This is a genomic window from Pseudomonas sp. Leaf59 (assembly GCF_920984685.1).
In the GTDB taxonomy this organism is placed as follows: domain Bacteria; phylum Pseudomonadota; class Gammaproteobacteria; order Pseudomonadales; family Pseudomonadaceae; genus Aquipseudomonas.
In genome coordinates, this window is record NZ_CAKLBR010000001.1 from 231959 (window position 1) to 249925 (window position 17967).

Consider the following 17967-nt stretch of genomic DNA (forward strand, 5'->3'; position numbering starts at 1 on the left):
GGTATGTAAATACATACTCTGTACCACAGTACGAAATCGACGGAGACCCCATGGCTCGTGGCGGCATTAATAAGGCAGTAGTGCAGACGGCGCGCACGGCGATCATCGCCCGCGGCGAAAACCCCAGCATCGACGCGGTACGCATCGAGATGGGCAATACCGGTTCGAAAACCACTATTCATCGGTATTTGAAGGAGCTGGACGAGAGCGAAACCCGGGCGACTATCACCCAGGCGCCCATCGACGACGAGCTGAGCGAGCTGGTGTCACGGCTGGCCCAGCGCCTCAAGGAGAAAGCCCAGGAGCCAATTGACCTGGCCCAGGCGCGGTTCGAACAGGACAAAGCCGCCCTGCTCGGCCAACTCGAAGAACTCGAGCTTGCCCACGGCCGGCTCAAGCAGCAGTTCGATATCCAGGCCGCAGCGCTTGCCGAAGAAAGTGCTGCACTGCAGACCGCCAACACCAGCCTGCAAACCGAGCAGACACGCAACGCCGGGCTCAGCCAGGCGTGCAGCGATTACGAATTGAGGATTAACGATAAAGACGAACAGATCCGCTCGCTGGAAGAAAAACACCTGCACGCCCGCGATGCACTGGAGCACTACCGCAACGCCATCAAGGAACAGCGCGAGCAGGAGCAGCGTCGTCACGAGGGCCAGGTGCAGCAGGTCCAGGCCGAGCTGCGCCAGGCGCAGCAAAGCGCGATGGTGCGTCAGGACGAGATCACCCAGTTGCACCGTGACAACGAGCGCCTGCTGATCGAGCACCGCGTCACGGCCAGGGAACTGAATGCACTGCAGGAACAGACCCGCGAAGACCAGGCCCGGCAACTCGCGCTGAGCGAACAGGTAAACCGGATTGAAAGCGAACGCGCCCTGCTGCAGGAGCGTCTGCGCGTGGCCATGTTGGACAGCCAGTCACGCCAGGACGCGTTGGCCGAGCATCAACAAAAGAACAAGACGCTGGAGCTGGACCTGATCAAGGCCCAGGCCAGCATCGAGGCGCTACGCCTGGCGGCCGTCGTTGCGACGACGCCAGAGGCAACGCCTGACGCCTGATCAGTCGGCTACAGGCGTGCGCATGGTGACGAACTCTTCAGCGGCCGTGGGGTGCACGCCGATGGTTTCGTCGAAATGCTGCTTGGTCGCGCCCGCCTTGAGCGCGATCGCCAGGCCCTGCACGATTTCGCCGGCATCGGGGCCGACTATGTGGCAACCCAGCACCTTGTCGGTGTCGGCGTCGACCACCAGTTTCATCAGGGTCTTTTCCTGACAATCGGTAAGCGTGAGCTTCATTGGCCGGAAGCGGCTTTCAAACACCTTCACCCTGTGGCCCTGCTCTTTCGCATCTTCTTCAGTCAGGCCAACGGTGCCGATGTTCGGCAAACTAAAGACTGCCGTCGGAATCATCGCGTAATCCACCGGGCGATATTGCTCGGGCTTGAACAGACGACGTGCCACCGCCATGCCTTCAGCCAGGGCCACCGGGGTCAGCTGCACACGACCGATCACATCGCCAATCGCCAGGATCGACGCTTCAGCGGTCTGGTACAGGTCATCCACTTCGACGAAGCCGCGCTTGTCCAGTTTGACGTCGGTATTTTCCAGGCCAAGGTTATCCAGCATCGGCCGGCGGCCCGTGGCGTAGAACACGCAATCGGCTTCCAGCACGCGACCATCCTTGAGCGTGGCCTTGAGGCTGCCATCGGCCTGCTTGTCGATACGCGCGATATCGGCATTGAACTGCAGGTCCAGGCCGCGCTTGGTCAGCTCTTCTTTCAGGTGGGTTCGCACCGAACCGTCGAAGCCGCGCAGAAACAGATCGCCGCGATACAGCAGCGATGTATTGGCGCCAAGGCCGTGGAAGATCCCGGCAAACTCGACCGCGATGTAGCCACCGCCCACCACCAATACGCGCTTGGGCAGCTCTTTGAGGAAGAAGGCTTCGTTGGAGCCAATTGCGTGTTCGCGCCCCGGAATCTCCGGAATCTGCGGCCAGCCACCGGTAGCGATCAGGATGTGTTTGGCGGTGAACCGCTCGCCATTGATTTCCACCTGATGGGGGTCAACCAGTCGCGCATGCCCTTCGTGCAGGGTCACGCCACTGTCGACCAGTAGCTTGCGGTAGATGCCATTGAGGCGGTTGATCTCGCGATCCTTGTTGGCGATCAACGTCGCCCAATCGAAGTTCGCTTCACCCAGGGACCAGCCAAAACCACTGGCCTGCTCGAAATCTTCGGCAAAATGTGCGCCGTACACCAACAGCTTTTTCGGCACGCAACCGACGTTGACGCAGGTACCGCCCAGGTAGCGGCTTTCGGCCACGGCCACTTTGGCACCAAAGCCTGCGGCAAAACGGGCCGCACGAACACCGCCGGAACCGGCGCCAATTACATACAGGTCAAAATCGTAGGCCATTTCATTCTCCTCGGCAGCACATCAGCATACCGACTTAGATGGGGCTGAAAAACGAAAAAGCCACCCGGGGGTGGCTTTCTCTTTAAACACAACGACGCAGGCGTGAATCAGTAAGCCTTGCCCGTCTTGTAGAAGTGCTCGTAGCAGAAGTTGGTGGCTTCGATGTAGCCTTCGGCGCCGCCGCAGTCAAAACGCTGGCCCTTGAATTTGTAGGCAATCACGCAACCGTCTTTGGCTTGCTTGAGCAGGGCGTCGGTGATCTGGATTTCACCGCCCTTGCCTGGCTCGGTTTCTTCGATCAACTTGAAGATGTCCGGGGTCAGGATGTAACGACCGATGATCGCCAGGTTCGATGGCGCGTCTTCCGGCGCTGGCTTCTCGACCATGTCGCGGACGCGGATCAGGCCATCACCAATGTCGTCGCCGGCGATAACGCCGTACTTGTTGGTCTCGGCCGGGTTGACCTCCATCACAGCCACGATGGTGCAACGGTATTTCTGGTAAAGCTTGACCATCTGGGTCAGCACGCCGTCGCCTTCCAGGTTGACGCACAGGTCATCAGCCAGGACCACGGCGAACGGTTCGTCACCGATCAGTGGGCGGCCGGTGAGGATGGCATGGCCAAGGCCTTTCATCTGGGTTTGACGGGTGTAGGAGAACGAGCACTCGTCGAGCAGCTTGCGAATACCGACCAGGTATTTTTCCTTGTCGGTGCCCTTGATCTGGTTTTCCAGCTCGTAGCTGATGTCGAAGTGATCTTCCAGCGCGCGCTTGCCGCGACCGGTGACGATGGAAATTTCATTCAGACCGGCATCCAGTGCCTCTTCGACGCCGTACTGGATCAGTGGCTTGTTTACCACCGGCAGCATCTCTTTGGGCATGGCCTTGGTCGCTGGCAAGAAGCGAGTGCCGTAACCGGCTGCTGGGAACAAGCATTTCTTGATCATATGAGTCCTTACAAAGGGCTGTGCGTACGGAATTCGGCGCAGTCTAATGACGCCGCAGTCACCTTACAATGGGTCCTGCTGGCGTTGCGATAGCAACATAGAGAAAAAATTTCTGCGTAAGTTCCGCATATCTTGTGACAAGTGCCCTCACCCACGCTATAGATATGCAATAACTTGGGCCGCAATACAACGTTTGGCGCTATCATTGCGGCCTTGAATCACATCATGAGACGGTTAATAGATGTCAGAACCCAAAGGCGTAAATGGCTACCTGATCACCCAGCGAGCGGACGGCTGGCACCTGATCAACTTCCACGGTGACAGCGTCGCAGGCGTATTCGCCAGCGAGAGCATGGCCATTGCCGTTGCCGAAGTGTTCGTGGATGAGGCAGGCCATGCGTCCAGCAAGCGGCCCAAGGGCAAATAAGCCTTAAAGCCCTGCACAAAAAGCCCCGATAATCGGGGCTTTTTTGTGTTTGTCTGTACCAAGATGGCAGATCGCTATAATCTTGCGCAAACGCCCCACGACAGTGTCAGCGCCCCCTCTATAACACCTTCGACGACGACCCCACCATGAACAAGATCCTGACACTGATTGCAGTACTGGCGCTGGCCGGTTGCACCACCACCTCTGACGTGGTCCTCAAAAATGGCGAACAAGGCCTGACCATCGATTGCTCAGGCGAAGTCAACTCCTGGGCCAGCTGTTACGAGAAGGCCGATGCCTCCTGCGCCGGCACCGGTTACCGCATCATCGGCACCGAAGGCACGCCTGCACTGAGCGAAGAAGACAAGACGCTCGGCAAGGATGTTGGCAATTTCAAGGGCCGCAGTGTAGTGGTCGTGTGCAAATAGGCGCTGCGCCCCTGCTGTACCCCTATAGTTGAATCTCGGCAAAGCGGATGCCCAGCCCTCGCAGCGTCTCGGTCAAATCATCCAGGCGCGCGAAGGACTCCACTTCATCCTGATCATCCACCAGGAAAAAACTGCGACCGCCGCTTTTTTTGAAGAAGACGATCCATTCACCCAGATCGGCAGGGTTCTGGATAATGTGAGTGGCAGAAATCAGGCCCTCGGCCTGACAGCTTGTGACGTGTTCACGTTTCATGACGGCGTTCCAAAAACACACAAATGCCGCTTGGCCTCAAGGGTCGAGCGGCATTTTTATCGGATTCAAAAGGTTGGACCTGTTACAGCACTCAGCCGGAGATGCAATCTTCCCCGGCTTTCTTCACGTCACCCGGGCGGATCGGCACATTGGACATGCTCTCGTACAGCTTGATGCTGCTGCCGCTGGAACGGTCTTCAATCTCGAAAATCGCCGAAGGGTCAGACGAGAATTTCTGTGGCACGATCACCTGTACCCCGTTCTTGTGCGGCTCTATCTGCGATGGCCGACGCGTGCTGGACAACTTCTGCACAATGCACGCCGCATAATCCTGCGGTTTCTTTCCGGAAATCACCGCCAGCGTGGGCGGGGTCTGCTTGATGTCTGCAACCGAAGCACACCCGCCGATCGCCAACGCCAGAACCAACACACTCCACTTCATACAAAAACCTCCGATAAAGATCCTACGACAGCGGGCATGGGAATTTTCTCCCGCAAAAGTAGGACTTTTCTCTGATAGCGGGTAGATAAACTGTTTTAAATTGTCGAAGTCGTCGACGACGGCCCGATAATAAACGCGCTGGGGCTGATAAACTCCATCTTAACCTACGTATCGTTCTGATTTTTCAGAAAAAGCCCTTCTGGAGACACCTCATGAAATTCATCCACCAGCGTGAGCACCTCAATGAGGGAGACATTGTCGTCATCGAATGCTCGCAAACTTGTAATATCCGTCTGATGAGCGATGCGAACTTTCGCAGCTTCAAGAACGGCGGCCGCCACACTTACCACGGTGGCGCCTTCGATCAGTTCCCAGCCAAAATCACCGCGCCGAGCACCGGTTTCTGGAACATCACCCTGGACGTGGTCACCCGTCGCGCCATCAGCGTTACCCGCAAACCGGCGCTGTCCCACAAGATTCGCATCGTCCGCCGTACCAGCAGCAAGCTGAGCTGACCCGCGCACTGACAGGAATAAAGCTGTGACCACTACCACCAAATACGTCATCAAGTACAAGCTCAACGGCCAACGCCGCTTTGAGTTCGCCCAGCTTGAGTCCAAAAGCATTGAAGAAGCCAGGCAAGCGCTGGCGAAAATTCACCATGCCGACGACGAAATCAGCGAAATCACCGTGAGCAAGGCGCTGTAAGCCCATGGCCGGCCCCACTGCCGATCTGTTTGCCGACGAGGCCTTGCAGCAACCGGCAAGCCGCGAGCAGATCGGCGAACAATCCTGGGTGCTCAGAGGCTTTGCCTTGCCATGGATTGATCGCCTGCTGCCCGAGCTGAGACGCGTACTGGCCCGCTCGCCCTTTCGCAGAATGGTCACACCCGGCGGCTTTACCATGTCGGCGGCGCTGAGCAGCTGTGGCGCATTGGGCTGGACCACCGACAGCAGCGGTTACCGCTACAGCCCGATTGATCCCCACAACCAACGGCCCTGGCCTGCCCTGCCCGATGCCTTGCGCCAACTGGCCGAGCAGGCGGCGGCGAGCGCAGGCTTCAGCGACTTCGCACCGGATGCCTGCCTGATCAACCGTTACGTGCCCGGCGCCAAAATGTCCTTGCACCAGGACAAGAACGAACGCCACTACCGTGCGCCGGTGGTGTCGGTGTCCCTCGGGCTCCCGGCGATCTTTCTGTTCGGCGGCCACGCGCGCAGTGACAAGCCGCAAAAAGTTTCCTTGTTCCATGGCGATGTGGTGGTCTGGGGCGGTGTCGATCGCTTGCGCTTTCATGGGGTGATGCCGATCAAGGACGGCGAGCACCCGGTCATGGGTGCGCAACGCATCAACCTCACCTTTCGTACTGCCGGCTGATTTGACCGCAAGCTTCAGAGTGCCACGGGCCATCCGTGCAGCTAATCTGCCGGTGAACCGTCAAGAGTCCAGGCCATGAACATTGAACAAGACCCACGCTGGGCCGCTGTCCTCGCCCGAGACCCCAAGGCCGACAACCTGTTTGTCTACGGCGTCAGAACCACCGGCGTCTATTGCCGGCCCAGCAGCAGCGCACGCCGGCCGCGCCCGGAGAACGTCGAGTTTTTTGACACCCCTCAACAAGCCGAGGCGGCCGGTTATCGGCCGAATAAACGCACCGAAGGCGCCACCCAGCATGCCCGACTGGTAGCCGACGCGTGTCGCCAGATCGAACAGGCCGACACCGAACCCAGCCTTGAAACCCTGGCCCTGCAGGCCGGGTTGAGCCCCTTCCATTTTCACCGGGTGTTCAAATCGGTCACCGGCCTCACGCCCAAGGGCTATGCGCGCGCCGAACGCTCACGCAGAGTGCGCGCCAGCCTCACGCAGCAAGGCAGCGTCACGGACGCGCTGTACGATGCAGGCTTCAACTCCAACAGCCGCTTTTATGAGTCGGCCGGGCAAATGCTGGGCATGAAACCCAGTGACTACAAGGCCGGCGGCACCAACAGCGAAATCCGTTTTGCCGTGGGTGAATGCTCGCTGGGCGCGATTCTGGTAGCGCAAAGCCTGCGAGGCGTGTGCGCGATTCTGCTGGGCGACGATCCGAATGCGCTGGTGCAAGACCTTCAGGACAAGTTCCCCAAGGCCGAACTGGTCGGCGCGGATCACGACTTCGAACAGCTGATCGCTCAGGTCGTGGGCTTTATCGAAGCGCCTGGCCTGGGCCTGAACCTGCCGCTGGACCTGCGCGGCACGGCGTTTCAGGAACGGGTGTGGCAGGCCTTGCGCGATATTCCGCCGGGCAGCACCGCCAGTTATGCGCAGATCGCCCAACGCATCGGCGCGCCCACGTCATTCCGTGCGGTGGCGCAAGCCTGCGGGGCCAACAGCCTGGCGGTGGCGATTCCCTGTCACCGCGTGGTGCGCAGCAACGGCGATTTGAGTGGTTATCGCTGGGGCGTGGAGCGCAAGCGGCAGCTATTGGAACGAGAACGCGAGGGTTGAACGGACTGGCCGGATGAGCATGGCCCTGTTAAAACAGCGAACCGTCTTACTTACGCTGGAGACCCATCCCATGAGCACCTGGCCAGACACCCGCATTCTCGACCTGCTGGGCATCGAAGTGCCCATTATCCAGGCGCCCATGGCCGGCGCCACCACCACCGCCATGGTCATCGCCGCCAACGAAGCCGGTGCGCTGGGCTCAATGCCTGCGGCGGCGCTGAGCATCGAGCAACTTCGTGAAGCGCTGACCACGATTCGTCAGGCAGGCAACCGGCCAATCAACGTCAATTTTTTCTGCCATCAACCGCCCGCGCCAGACGAAGCGCGGGATAACCACTGGAAAGCGTTGCTCGAACCCTACTACCGCGAACTCGGTGCCGACTTTGATGCGCCAACGCCCGTGTCCAACCGCGCACCGTTTAACGACGAAGCGTGTCGGGTGGTCGAAGCGTTTCGGCCCGAGGTGGTGAGCTTTCACTTTGGCTTGCCGGAAAAATCTCTGCTCGATCGGGTGAAAGATACCGGTGCCAAGGTGCTGTCGTCGGCCACCACCGTTGAGGAAGCCCTCTGGCTGGAGCAACATGGCTGCGACGCCATCATCGCCATGGGCATTGAGGCCGGCGGGCACCGTGGGATGTTTCTGAGTGACGACCTCGATAGCCAGATCGGCCTGTTTGCCTTGTTGCCGCAAGTTGTCGACGCCGTCAGCGTGCCGGTGATCGCCGCCGGTGGCATCGCTGACGCGCGCGGCATTGTCGCGGCCTTTGCCCTGGGCGCGTCAGCGGTGCAGATCGGCACGGCGTATCTGTTTACGCCGCAGGCCACCGTGACGGACTCCCACCACCATGCGCTGCGCCATGCCCAGGCCAGCGAGACTGCCCTCACCAACCTGTTCACGGGCCGCCCGGCGCGAGGCATCGTCAACCGGGTCATGCGTGAACTCGGCGCGATGAACCCCGCAGCACCTGCGTTTCCCAAGGCCGGCGGTGCCTTGATGCCGCTCAAGGCCAGGGACGAAGCGGGCTTCAGCAACTTGTGGGCCGGTCAGGCAGTGCGCCTGGGCAAAGACATTTCAACCTGCGCGCTGACCCGCGAACTGGCCGAACAAGCCCTGGCAAAACTGCAGTAGGTACTTCGCGCTGTACCGACAATGGCCAGGCGCTATATATTTGCCTACACAGCGATTGCGCCATGACGCGCCGCCCACCCTCTAAGGAGCTGCAGCATGAAGATTCACGCCCCTCGCCTGGCCGTCCTGGTCGCGGCCCTCGCCTTCGGGTCAGCCCAGGCCGATGAAGTCCAGGTGGCCGTGGCCGCCAACTTCACCGCGCCGATCCAGGCGATTGCCGCCGACTTCGAAAAAGACACCGGCCACAAGCTAGTTGCGTCCTACGGGGCAACGGGGCAGTTCTACACCCAGATCAAGAACGGCGCGCCGTTCGACGTGTTCCTGAGCGCCGACGACACCACCGCACAAAAACTCGAAAACGAAGGCGACACGGTCAAGGGCTCGCGCTTCACCTACGCCGTGGGCACCCTCGCGCTGTGGTCGGCCAAGGACGGTTATGTGGACGCCAAGGGCGAGGTACTCAAGGAAAATCAGTTCAGACACCTGTCCATCGCCAATCCGAAAGCTGCGCCTTACGGCCTGGCCGCCACCCAGGTGCTGGCCAAACAGGGCCTGACCGAGCAGGTCAAGGACAAGCTGGTTGAGGGCCAGAACATCACCCAGGCCTACCAGTTCGTGTCCACCGGCAACGCCGAACTGGGGTTTGTCGCCTTGTCGCAGATCTATAAGGACGGCAAGGTCACGCACGGTTCGGCTTGGATTGTTCCTGCTTCACTGCATGACCCGATCAAACAGGACGCCGTGATCCTCACCAGGGGCAAAGACAACGCCGCAGCCAAGGCCCTCGTTGACTACCTCAAGGGACCCAAAGCCGCAGCCGTCATCAAGTCCTACGGTTACGAGCTGTAAATGCCGCTGTCGAGCGCCGATTTTTCCGCGATCTGGTTGACCGTCAAACTGGCGTCACTCACCACCGTGATCCTGCTGTTGATCGGCACCCCGATTGCGCTGTGGCTGTCGCGCACCCGCTCGTGGTGGCGCGGGCCCATCGGTGCGGTTGTCGCCCTGCCGTTGGTGCTGCCGCCCACGGTAATCGGCTTTTACCTGCTGTTGACCATGGGGCCCCACGGCTACGTCGGCCAGTTCACCCAATGGCTGGGCCTGGGCACCCTCACCTTCAGTTTCGCCGGGCTGGTGATCGGCTCGGTCATCTATTCCATGCCCTTCGTGGTGCAGCCGTTGCAAAACGCGTTTTCTGCCATTGGCACGCGCCCACTGGAGGTCGCTGCCACCTTGCGCGCCAATCCCTGGGACACGTTTTTCACGGTGATCCTGCCCCTCGCACGCCCTGGATTCATCACCGCCTCTATCCTCGGTTTTGCCCATACCGTCGGGGAGTTCGGCGTGGTGCTGATGATCGGCGGCAATATCCCGGACAAGACCCGGGTGGTGTCGGTGCAGATCTACGATCATGTCGAAGCCATGGAATATGCCCAGGCTCATTGGCTGGCGGGCGCCATGGTGGTGTTTGCATTCGTCGTGCTGCTGGCGCTTTATTCCAGCCGTAAAACCCGCATGGGCTGGAGCTGATGTCGATGATCGAAGTACGTCTGCACAGGAAGTACCCAGGTTTTGCGCTGGATGTGGATTTGCACCTGCCCGGGCGCGGTGTGACGGCGCTGTACGGGCACTCCGGCTCCGGCAAGACCACTTGCCTGCGCTGCATCGCCGGGCTGGAGCGCGCCGAACACGGGTTTATCCAAGTCAACGACGAGGTCTGGCAGGACAGCCGCAACGGGCTGTTTGTGCCGCCGCATAAACGCGCGTTGGGCTACGTGTTTCAGGAAGCCAGCCTGTTTCCTCACCTGTCGGTGCGGGCCAATCTCGAATTCGGCCTCAAGCGCATCCCGCGCCAGGCGCGCCGTGTCGATATGGCCCAGGCCACCCAATTACTGGGCATCGGCCATCTGCTCGAGCGCAATCCAGAGCACCTGTCCGGCGGTGAACGTCAGCGCATCGGCATCGCCCGCGCCCTGCTCACCAGTCCCAGGCTGTTGCTGATGGACGAACCGCTGGCCGCCCTCGACAGCCAGCGCAAGGGCGAAATCCTGCCGTACCTGGAACGGTTGCACGACGAACTGGATATTCCGCTGCTCTACGTCAGCCACGCCCAGGATGAGGTCGCGCGCCTGGCCGATCACATCGTGTTGCTCAGCGACGGCAAGGCGCTGGCCAGCGGCCCGATCGGCGAAACCCTGGCGCGCCTGGACCTGCCTCTGGCGCGGGGCGACGATGCCGGCGTGGTGATCCACGGCACCGTCAGCGCCTATGACGCAGCCTACCAGTTGCTCACCCTGCAACTGCCCGACAGCGCCTTGCACATGCGCGTCGCCCACGCGCCGCTGGCACTGGGTCGGGCGCTGCGGGTGAAAGTGCAGGCGCGGGATGTGAGCCTGAGCCTGCAGGCCCAGGAGCACAGCAGCATCCTCAACCGCCTGCCGGTGACGGTCACCGAGGAAATCGCCGCGGACAACAGCGCCCACGTGCTGGTGCGCCTGGACGCCGGCGGCACACCGCTGCTGGCACGGATCACGCGGTACTCCCGCGACCAGTTGCAACTGCATCCCGGGCAGGCGCTGTGGGCACAGATCAAGGCAGTCGCGGTGCTGGCGTAACCATTTGGCACGACCGCACATCGCCGCGGTCAATCAGACATACCGGCCTGATCTGTTGCCAAGGAAGTTGCCCATGCCCGATTCCGACCTGCCCCGCGACCTGCACTACGTCGATGACACCCAACCTGGCATCACCCGCAAGCAGTTGCGCGGCAAATTCCAGTATTTCGATATCAACGGCAAGCGCATCATCGCTGCCGACGAAATCAAACGCCTGAACGCCCTGGCCGTGCCGCCGGCGTACACCGATGTATGGATCTGCGCCGACCCGCGCGGCCACTTGCAAGCCACCGGCCGCGACGCGCGCGGGCGCAAGCAGTACCGCTATCACGCGCGCTGGCGCGAAGTGCGCGACACCGACAAGTACTCACGCCTGCAGGCCTTCGGCAAGGCCCTGCCCAAGCTGCGCAAACAACTGGAAGCGCAATTGGCCGAGCCCGGTTTCACCCGTGAAAAGGTGCTCGCGACCGTGGTGATGTTGCTCGATGCCACCTTGATTCGCGTCGGCAATACCCAGTATGCGCGCGACAACAAATCCTACGGGCTGACGACGTTGCGCAACCGCCATGTCGACGTCAAGGGCAGCGAAATCCAGTTCCAGTTCCGTGGCAAAAGTGGCGTTGAGCACCAGATCAGCGTGAAGGACCGGCGCCTGGCTACCGTGGTCAAGCGCTGCATGGAATTACCGGGGCAAAACCTGTTCCAGTACCTGGACGAAGACGGTGAGCGCCATACCGTCAGCTCCCACGATGTGAACGCCTACCTGCACAGCCTCACTGGCGCGGACTTCACCGCCAAGGATTACCGCACCTGGGCCGGCACCGCCATGGCGCTGGCGGTGCTGCGCGAGCTGGAGTGGCAGCCCGAATCGGATGCCAAACGCCATGTGGTAACCATGGTCAAGGACGTGGCCAGGCAGTTGGGCAACACCCCGGCGGTGTGCCGCAAGTGCTACATCCACCCGGCCGTGCTCGAACATTTCAGCCTGGGCGAGCTGTCCAAACTGCCCCCGCCACGACTGCGCAAAGGGCTCAAGGCCGAGGAAGTGGCGCTGGCCATGTTCCTTGAACAACTGGCTGAGGCAAGCTAGGCTTCAGCTCCTTTATCGCTGACCGGACGACTGCCGACGTGAACAACTGAGCCTTTCAAAAATGTATCTGCAACAGGCCGCCTTACGTGCCTGTTGGCCTGTTCGACATTTTCTGGAGGTACCTGTGACTCACGTCAAGCGGCTACCCGTGTTGGTTTCCCTGCAACACCTGTGTTTCCAGTTCGCCAACGGCGAAACCCTGCTGGAAGACCTTAACCTGACCATCGATCACACCCCGACCGGCATCGTCGGCCGTAATGGCTGCGGCAAAAGCCTGCTGGCTCGGCTGCTCGCCGGTGTGCTGACGCCGTCTTCCGGCAGCGTGAAAGGCTCTGCCAGCGTGAAGTACGTGCCGCAGACGGTGGAGATTCAAACAGGCGACACCGTCGCCCATCTCAGCGCAACGGCCTCTGTCCTGGCTGCGCTTGAGCGCATGGCTGCAGGCACCGCCGAGGGCGCCGATGTGGCGTTGATCGATGATCGCTGGGACCTGGCCGAGCGCTTGCGCGCTGCACTCGATGCCGCCGGTCTGCCTGACGTTGACGCGCAGACGCCGGCTGAACATCTGAGCGGCGGTCAGTTGGCGCGGGTGGCGATTATCGGCGCGCTGTTGGCGGCGCCACAATTGCTGATTCTCGATGAGCCGAGCAACCACCTCGACAGCGCCGGACGCGCCTGGCTGCTGCAGGTACTGCACCTCTGGCGCGGGGGGCTGGTGGTGGTCAGTCATGATCGGCAGTTGCTCAATGCCATGGGCCGCATCATTGAGCTGTCACCCCTCGGGGCCCGGCTGTACGGCGGCAACTACGAGGACTATCGCCAACAGCGCGAGGCGCAGCAGCATGCGGCAGTCGCCGAACTGGCGCGCGCACGCCTTGAGCGCAGCCGCGAACGGCAGCGCCTGCAACACCAGAACGATGACCTGCAACGCCACGCCGCGCGCTCGCGCCAGCATGCGCAGAATGCCAACGTCGACCGGCTTACCCGGGCGCGCTGGAAAGGTGCCGCCACCGAAGTGGTCAGCAAGGTGCGCAGTGGGCAGCAGTCCCGCAAGGGCCAACTCGATGCCCAGGTGCGCCAGGCCTGCCAACATGTGGCACACGAGACACCCACCCTGCTCGCCTTGCCGGCCTCGACAGTGCCCAACGGTCGTCAGGTGATGAGCCTTGAGCGCGCGCAACTGCCTTGGCTTGATCCATTGGCAACCTCAACGTGGCTCACATTCAACCTGGCCGGGCCCGTGCGCATTGCCGTAAAGGGACCCAACGGCTGCGGCAAATCCACGTTGCTCAAGCTGCTGGCCGGTCACGTGCAGGCCGCCAGCGGGGTCTGTTCGGTGCATCTGCCGACGGCGTATATCGATCAGCATCTGGCGCTGCTGGATAACGGCCGTTCCGTGGTCGAACAGCTCAACCTGCTCGCCACGCCGCTGGCCGAAGCCGAACTGCGCACCCGCCTCGCGTTGCTGCAACTGGATGCGCTGCGTGTGACCCAACCGGCGGGGCAACTCAGCGGCGGCGAACGCCTGAAAGCCGCGATGGCGATCGCCCTGTGGCGCGGGACGCCGGCGCAATTGCTGCTGTTGGACGAGCCGACCAATCACCTGGACCTGGAGTCGGTCGTGGCGTTTGAGCAAGCCTTGAAGCACTTCACCGGGGCAATGGTGGTGATTTCCCATGACGACGCCTTCCTGCAGGCGATCCAGCCGACTCATCTGTTGATCTGGCAGGAAGAAGGTTGGCAACTGGTGCGCATCTGAGCCCCACACCGCCCTGTGGCGAGCAGGCTTGCCCTGCGTTGGGCTGCGCAGCAGCCCCATACCAGGCGCTGAGCGGTATCAGGTACACCGTGTTTTCCTTAATTGGGGGCGCTTCGCACACCAGCGCAGGGCAAGCCTGCTCGCCACAAGGGTGTGGTCGGCTGGGAGGGATCATGCCGGCCATCCATGCATTGCGCCGCCGTTCAAAGCGTTCTACGGTAATGGCCGATTAATCTCACCGAGGATCCGCGCGCATGCTGCCTTCATCCCGCAAACCGTACGCCAGCGCTGCGCTCGCCCATCGGCGACTCTGGCGCGGACGCGTGGGCCTGATGCTAGTGGCCGGGCTGTCGGTGCTGGCGGGGATGACCGATGCCATTGGTTTTATGGCCAGCGGCGATTTTGTGTCGTTCATGAGCGGTAATACCACGCGCCTGGCAGTGGCGATCAGCGCGGGTGACTTGGGTTTGACTGCGCGCCTGTTGCTGCTGGTCGCCACCTTTATTCTGGGTAACGCCCTGGGCGTGGTCGTCAGCCGACTGGGCAAACGCCGGGCACTGCCGTTGCTGCTGTGCATCGCCGCCCTGCTCTGCGCCGCCGCGCTCTGGCCGTTGGCCGATACGCTGCCCGCGCTGCTGGCAGCAATTGTGGCCATGGGCATGCTCAACGCGGCCGTCGAAGAAGTGAACGGACTGCCGGTGGGGCTCACCTATGTGACGGGGGCGCTCTCGCGATTTGGTCGTGGGCTGGGTCGCTGGGTGCTGGGGGAACGACGCAATGGCTGGCGCGTGCAATTGATCCCGTGGACGGGCATGTTTGTCGGTGCGGTGATCGGTGCGGTGCTGGAACAGCAGATGGGCATGCGCGCATTGTGGGTCAGCGGTGCGCTGGCGGGGGTGTTGGGGCTGGTGTCGCTGACGATTCCACGGCGCTGGCAGTTGAGTTTCATGCCCCGTTGAACAGACGTGAGCGCGAGGCCCGCTCGACGTTCAGGCCTCGACATCCCTGTACTGGTAAAGAGCCGTTACGCCGAGCGGGCGGCTGAATCATAGGCCAATGCCTCAGGGCTGTCCCGCAAGGCATTTCCGAAAATCGCTGAGGCACGGCTTACAGGCAGGTCGCCAATGCGGCCAGGCGACGCTTGGCAGGCATGCTGTCAGCAGCGGCGTAGTATTTCACGCTGGACCCTGCGCCCGCGCTCTGCACGTCCACAAAGTAATCGCCACCGGTGGTGTAGACCGTGAAACCGCCCGCCCCGACCGGCTCCTTGAAGCCGCCGGCGTCCACGCCGAACACGCTTTCATCCTGCCAGCCGTACTGGATGCATTCGGCAACCACCAGCGTGGCCTTGTCCGACGCCAGTGTCTTGTAAGGGCTGCCCGCGCGCGCCTCTTTCATCTTCGAACCGGCGCACCCCGTCAGGGCTGCCACTACCAATGCACCTAATACCACGTTGCGCATGCCATCGCTTCCTTGGAAAAAAGGCGACTCTATCACTGCAGCACTCTTTTTTCGCCTGATCGGGCCGTTGCCTGTGACGATCCTGCTCAAGCGAGCCTGACCGACGCCAGCTCCACCGAATCGCGCGCCACGCGCAAGTCGCAGGCGTCCTGATTAAGCCGGTGAATGGTGTTGAGCAGACGCTGACGCAGCACCTCATCGCCAAGCTGTTCGACGGCGCGCATCAGCTCGTACGCCGCCGTTTCGTTGTTATCGGCGACGGCATCGAGGGTCTTGCGCAGGTTGCGAGTGGCACGGGTCACGCGGATTTTTCCTTCTTCAGCAATGGGCAGGCACTGTAGGACATGGATGTTTCATTTTAATTTCAAACAGTTGTGGCCCATTCGCCGGTATTTGATCCAGATCAATCGCAACAAGTTTTTCCCGAAATATCTGGCAATATGCTGGCGGTTGACGGCGCTGGCGAACTTTATGTCGGTGAACTGATCCATGCTCTGCACGTCAGGCCGCCGCAGGCCTGCGCATTGGCTGTTGGTCCCCTGGAGCGTTCATACATGCTTGTCGCAATTGGCATTTTTATCTTCACCATCGTGCTGGTCATCTGGCAGCCCAAGGGCCTCGGGGTCGGCTGGAGCGCAACGATGGGCGCAATCCTCGCCCTGGCCTTTGGCGTGATCAGCCTGGCGGACATTCCGGTGGTGTGGCACATCATCTGGAATGCCACCGGCACCTTTGTTGCGTTGATCGTGATCAGCCTGCTGCTGGACGAGGCCGGGTTCTTCGCCTGGGCCGCGCTGCACGTGGCACGCTGGGGCCGTGGGCGCGGCCGGCGGTTGTTTGCCTACATGGTGCTGCTGGGTGCGCTGGTGTCGGCGCTGTTTGCCAACGATGGCGCGGCGTTGATCCTCACCCCCATCGTGATGTCGATGCTGCTGGCCCTGCGCTTCTCGCCGGCGGCGACCCTGGCGTTCGTGATGGGCGCCGGCTTTATCGCCGACACGGCGAGCCTGCCGCTGGTGGTGTCGAACCTGGTCAACATCGTCTCCGCCGACTACTTCAAGATCGGCTTCAATGAATATGCCGCCGTGATGGTGCCGGTGAACCTTGTCAGCGTGGCCGCAACCCTCGCGGTGCTGCTGTGGTTTTTCCGCCGCGACATCCCGCAGACCTACGACCCCGCCGACCTGGATGACCCGGCCAGCGCGATCCGTGACCGTGGCACGTTCCGCGCCGGCTGGTGGGTGCTGGGTATTCTGCTGGTCGGCTGTTTTGCCCTGGAACCGCTGGGCATCCCCATCAGTGCGATTTCCGCCGTGTGTGCTGTGCTCCTGCTGGTGATTGCCGCCAAGGGCCACACGATTTCCACGCGCAAGGTATTGAAGGACGCGCCGTGGCAGATCGTGATCTTTTCCCTGGGCATGTACCTGGTGGTCTACGGCCTGCGTAACGCCGGGTTGACCGACTACCTGGCGACCTGGCTCGACACCTTCGCCACCCACGGCGTGTGGGGCGCGGCCATGGGCACCGGCGTGCTCACGGCACTGCTGTCGTCGGTGATGAACAACCTGCCGACCGTGCTGATCGGTGCGTTGTCCATCGAGTCCAGCCATGCCGTGGGCGTGGTCAAGGACGCGATGATCTACGCCAACGTCATCGGCAGCGACCTCGGCCCGAAGATCACCCCCATCGGCAGCCTCGCCACCCTGCTGTGGCTGCATATCCTTGCGCGCAAAGGCATCACCATCAGTTGGGGCTACTACTTCAAGGTCGGCATCGTGCTGACCCTGCCGGTGCTGTTGATCACCCTCGCCGCCCTCGCCTTGCGCCTGAGTCTCTGACGGCTCTATGCTCTCGGCTTTTGTCAAAAGGACGTGGGCATGCTGTCGATCTTTGTATACGCACTGGTGTTCGGCTTCGTGTTTTGCCTCTCGCCCGGCGCCGTTCTGGCAGAAACCCTGCGCCGTGGCCTGCTCCACGGCTTCACCCCGGCGCTGCTGGTGCAGGTCGGCTCGCTGGTGGGCGACGCGGTATGGGCCGTTATCGGCCTGACCGGTATCGCGCTGTTGATCCAGCACGATGCCGTCCGCGTACCCCTGACCGTGGTTTGCGCGTTGTACCTGGCCTGGCTCGGCGTGCGCAGCTTAATCGATGCCTGGCACCTGCCGGCAGCCGATAACGTCCCTGCCAGCTCCCGGCAAAATGCGCTGGCGGTGGGCGCGGCGATTTCCCTCGCCAACCCAAAGAACATCGTTTACTGGGGCGCCCTGGGCAGCGCGTTGTCCGGCATCGTCGGCGCCACACCCAGCCACGGGCAAACCCTGATGTTTTTTGCAGGCTTCATGGTCGCGTCGGTGCTGTCGTGCTTTCTCGTTGCGGGACTGGTAAACCTGCTGCGCCAGAACGCTTCGCCCACCTGGCAGCGCGTCAGCTACGCAGTGTGCGGGCTGGTACTGATTTATCTGGCCGTGCTCGCGGCGCAGGGTATATGACGCGATGTATACCGATCGTTATCTG

At 61.6% G+C, this 17967-nt stretch carries 22 protein-coding genes; 16 read left to right on the top strand and 6 right to left on the bottom strand.

Going from position 1 to position 17967, the window contains the following annotated elements; genetic code table 11:
* Window positions 1-50 precede the first annotated feature (50 nt).
* Entirely contained in the window at window positions 51-1058 is a 1008-nt protein-coding gene (locus LUB09_RS00855; RefSeq protein WP_231421302.1) for a DNA-binding protein, read from the top strand.
* Here LUB09_RS00855 and gorA read toward each other — a convergent pair whose 3' ends face one another.
* Both gorA and galU read right to left on the bottom strand, forming a co-directional pair.
* Window positions 1059-2417, bottom strand: coding sequence for a glutathione-disulfide reductase (gene gorA / locus LUB09_RS00860; protein WP_231421303.1), 1359 nt, complete (start codon window positions 2415-2417; stop codon window positions 1059-1061). It abuts the gene before it with no gap.
* A 107-nt stretch (window positions 2418-2524) separates the two neighbouring features.
* Window positions 2525-3364: a UTP--glucose-1-phosphate uridylyltransferase GalU gene (gene galU / locus LUB09_RS00865; protein WP_003230743.1), complete on the bottom strand. Its 840-nt coding sequence runs from the start codon at window positions 3362-3364 to the stop codon at window positions 2525-2527.
* Between the two features lie 241 nt (window positions 3365-3605).
* Here galU and LUB09_RS00870 point away from each other — a divergent pair, with 241 nt between their 5' ends.
* Together LUB09_RS00870 and LUB09_RS00875 are read left to right on the top strand one after the other, a co-directional pair.
* The gene (locus LUB09_RS00870) at window positions 3606-3791 is read left to right on the top strand and encodes a hypothetical protein (protein WP_209982057.1); all 186 of its coding nucleotides are present in this window, start codon (window positions 3606-3608) and stop codon (window positions 3789-3791) included.
* A gap of 146 nt (window positions 3792-3937) precedes the next feature.
* Window positions 3938-4219, top strand: a complete 282-nt coding sequence (locus LUB09_RS00875) for a hypothetical protein (protein ID WP_209982059.1) — start codon at window positions 3938-3940, stop codon at window positions 4217-4219.
* 22 nt (window positions 4220-4241) lie between these two features.
* Here the strand turns inward: LUB09_RS00875 and LUB09_RS00880 are convergent, their stop codons facing one another.
* Together LUB09_RS00880 and LUB09_RS00885 are read right to left on the bottom strand one after the other, a co-directional pair.
* Window positions 4242-4472, bottom strand: coding sequence for a hypothetical protein (locus LUB09_RS00880; RefSeq protein ID WP_209982060.1), 231 nt, complete (start codon window positions 4470-4472; stop codon window positions 4242-4244).
* A 91-nt stretch (window positions 4473-4563) separates the two neighbouring features.
* Window positions 4564-4914 carry a hypothetical protein gene (locus tag LUB09_RS00885; RefSeq protein WP_209982062.1) on the bottom strand — a complete coding sequence of 117 codons (351 nt, stop codon included), beginning with the start codon at window positions 4912-4914 and terminating at the stop codon, window positions 4564-4566.
* A gap of 212 nt (window positions 4915-5126) precedes the next feature.
* Here LUB09_RS00885 and LUB09_RS00890 point away from each other — a divergent pair, with 212 nt between their 5' ends.
* From LUB09_RS00890 to LUB09_RS00940, 11 genes are all read left to right on the top strand, one after another.
* On the top strand, window positions 5127-5429 hold the full coding sequence (locus LUB09_RS00890; RefSeq protein WP_003230751.1) for a DUF1883 domain-containing protein: 303 nt from the start codon (window positions 5127-5129) through the stop codon (window positions 5427-5429).
* A gap of 25 nt (window positions 5430-5454) precedes the next feature.
* Complete coding sequence (locus LUB09_RS00895; RefSeq protein WP_209982064.1) at window positions 5455-5622, top strand: hypothetical protein; 168 nt, start codon at window positions 5455-5457, stop codon at window positions 5620-5622.
* A gap of 4 nt (window positions 5623-5626) precedes the next feature.
* Window positions 5627-6292 (top strand): DNA oxidative demethylase AlkB, encoded by a 666-nt coding sequence (gene alkB, locus LUB09_RS00900; protein ID WP_231421304.1) that lies wholly within the window; start codon window positions 5627-5629, stop codon window positions 6290-6292.
* A gap of 75 nt (window positions 6293-6367) precedes the next feature.
* A complete protein-coding gene (gene ada, locus LUB09_RS00905; protein ID WP_231421305.1) occupies window positions 6368-7399 on the top strand; it encodes a bifunctional DNA-binding transcriptional regulator/O6-methylguanine-DNA methyltransferase Ada in 1032 nt (343 codons plus the stop codon).
* 70 nt (window positions 7400-7469) lie between these two features.
* The gene (locus LUB09_RS00910; RefSeq protein ID WP_231421306.1) at window positions 7470-8528 is read left to right on the top strand and encodes an NAD(P)H-dependent flavin oxidoreductase; all 1059 of its coding nucleotides are present in this window, start codon (window positions 7470-7472) and stop codon (window positions 8526-8528) included.
* Between the two features lie 96 nt (window positions 8529-8624).
* Window positions 8625-9377 (top strand): molybdate ABC transporter substrate-binding protein, encoded by a 753-nt coding sequence (modA, locus tag LUB09_RS00915; RefSeq protein WP_231421307.1) that lies wholly within the window; start codon window positions 8625-8627, stop codon window positions 9375-9377.
* Window positions 9378-10058, top strand: coding sequence for a molybdate ABC transporter permease subunit (gene modB, locus LUB09_RS00920; RefSeq protein ID WP_209982075.1), 681 nt, complete (start codon window positions 9378-9380; stop codon window positions 10056-10058). It begins immediately after the preceding gene.
* Window positions 10059-10063: 5 nt separating this feature from the next.
* Window positions 10064-11143: a molybdenum ABC transporter ATP-binding protein gene (modC, locus tag LUB09_RS00925; protein ID WP_231421308.1), complete on the top strand. Its 1080-nt coding sequence runs from the start codon at window positions 10064-10066 to the stop codon at window positions 11141-11143.
* Window positions 11144-11216: 73 nt separating this feature from the next.
* Window positions 11217-12233 carry a DNA topoisomerase IB gene (locus tag LUB09_RS00930; protein WP_231421309.1) on the top strand — a complete coding sequence of 339 codons (1017 nt, stop codon included), beginning with the start codon at window positions 11217-11219 and terminating at the stop codon, window positions 12231-12233.
* A gap of 124 nt (window positions 12234-12357) precedes the next feature.
* Window positions 12358-13992, top strand: a complete 1635-nt coding sequence (locus tag LUB09_RS00935) for an ABC-F family ATP-binding cassette domain-containing protein (protein WP_231421310.1) — start codon at window positions 12358-12360, stop codon at window positions 13990-13992.
* Window positions 13993-14246: 254 nt separating this feature from the next.
* Entirely contained in the window at window positions 14247-14951 is a 705-nt protein-coding gene (locus LUB09_RS00940) for a YoaK family protein (protein WP_231421311.1), read from the top strand.
* 148 nt (window positions 14952-15099) lie between these two features.
* Here the strand turns inward: LUB09_RS00940 and LUB09_RS00945 are convergent, their stop codons facing one another.
* A complete protein-coding gene (locus tag LUB09_RS00945) occupies window positions 15100-15453 on the bottom strand; it encodes a hypothetical protein (protein WP_209982084.1) in 354 nt (117 codons plus the stop codon).
* 86 nt (window positions 15454-15539) lie between these two features.
* Window positions 15540-15755, bottom strand: a complete 216-nt coding sequence (locus LUB09_RS00950; protein ID WP_209982087.1) for a hypothetical protein — start codon at window positions 15753-15755, stop codon at window positions 15540-15542.
* A 252-nt stretch (window positions 15756-16007) separates the two neighbouring features.
* Between LUB09_RS00950 and LUB09_RS00955 the strand changes: the two genes are divergently transcribed.
* Both LUB09_RS00955 and LUB09_RS00960 read left to right on the top strand, forming a co-directional pair.
* Window positions 16008-17291 carry an arsenic transporter gene (locus tag LUB09_RS00955; RefSeq protein ID WP_209982090.1) on the top strand — a complete coding sequence of 428 codons (1284 nt, stop codon included), beginning with the start codon at window positions 16008-16010 and terminating at the stop codon, window positions 17289-17291.
* Window positions 17292-17330: 39 nt separating this feature from the next.
* Window positions 17331-17942 (top strand): LysE family transporter, encoded by a 612-nt coding sequence (locus LUB09_RS00960; protein ID WP_231421312.1) that lies wholly within the window; start codon window positions 17331-17333, stop codon window positions 17940-17942.
* Window positions 17943-17967 lie beyond the last annotated feature (25 nt).

Bases quoted from the DNA above. Each gene is read 5' to 3' on its own strand.
- LUB09_RS00855 (WP_231421302.1), top strand. From the start codon at position 51: ATGGCTCGTGGCGGCATTAATAAGGCAGTAGTGCAGACGGCGCGCACG.
- gorA (WP_231421303.1), bottom strand. From the start codon at position 2,417: ATGGCCTACGATTTTGACCTGTATGTAATTGGCGCCGGTTCCGGCGGT.
- galU (WP_003230743.1), bottom strand. From the start codon at position 3,364: ATGATCAAGAAATGCTTGTTCCCAGCAGCCGGTTACGGCACTCGCTTC.
- LUB09_RS00870 (WP_209982057.1), top strand. From the start codon at position 3,606: ATGTCAGAACCCAAAGGCGTAAATGGCTACCTGATCACCCAGCGAGCG.
- LUB09_RS00875 (WP_209982059.1), top strand. From the start codon at position 3,938: ATGAACAAGATCCTGACACTGATTGCAGTACTGGCGCTGGCCGGTTGC.
- LUB09_RS00880 (WP_209982060.1), bottom strand. From the start codon at position 4,472: ATGAAACGTGAACACGTCACAAGCTGTCAGGCCGAGGGCCTGATTTCT.
- LUB09_RS00885 (WP_209982062.1), bottom strand. From the start codon at position 4,914: ATGAAGTGGAGTGTGTTGGTTCTGGCGTTGGCGATCGGCGGGTGTGCT.
- LUB09_RS00890 (WP_003230751.1), top strand. From the start codon at position 5,127: ATGAAATTCATCCACCAGCGTGAGCACCTCAATGAGGGAGACATTGTC.
- alkB (WP_231421304.1), top strand. From the start codon at position 5,627: ATGGCCGGCCCCACTGCCGATCTGTTTGCCGACGAGGCCTTGCAGCAA.
- ada (WP_231421305.1), top strand. From the start codon at position 6,368: ATGAACATTGAACAAGACCCACGCTGGGCCGCTGTCCTCGCCCGAGAC.
- LUB09_RS00910 (WP_231421306.1), top strand. From the start codon at position 7,470: ATGAGCACCTGGCCAGACACCCGCATTCTCGACCTGCTGGGCATCGAA.
- modA (WP_231421307.1), top strand. From the start codon at position 8,625: ATGAAGATTCACGCCCCTCGCCTGGCCGTCCTGGTCGCGGCCCTCGCC.
- modB (WP_209982075.1), top strand. From the start codon at position 9,378: ATGCCGCTGTCGAGCGCCGATTTTTCCGCGATCTGGTTGACCGTCAAA.
- modC (WP_231421308.1), top strand. From the start codon at position 10,064: ATGATCGAAGTACGTCTGCACAGGAAGTACCCAGGTTTTGCGCTGGAT.
- LUB09_RS00930 (WP_231421309.1), top strand. From the start codon at position 11,217: ATGCCCGATTCCGACCTGCCCCGCGACCTGCACTACGTCGATGACACC.
- LUB09_RS00940 (WP_231421311.1), top strand. From the start codon at position 14,247: ATGCTGCCTTCATCCCGCAAACCGTACGCCAGCGCTGCGCTCGCCCAT.
- LUB09_RS00945 (WP_209982084.1), bottom strand. From the start codon at position 15,453: ATGCGCAACGTGGTATTAGGTGCATTGGTAGTGGCAGCCCTGACGGGG.
- LUB09_RS00955 (WP_209982090.1), top strand. From the start codon at position 16,008: ATGCTTGTCGCAATTGGCATTTTTATCTTCACCATCGTGCTGGTCATC.
- LUB09_RS00960 (WP_231421312.1), top strand. From the start codon at position 17,331: ATGCTGTCGATCTTTGTATACGCACTGGTGTTCGGCTTCGTGTTTTGC.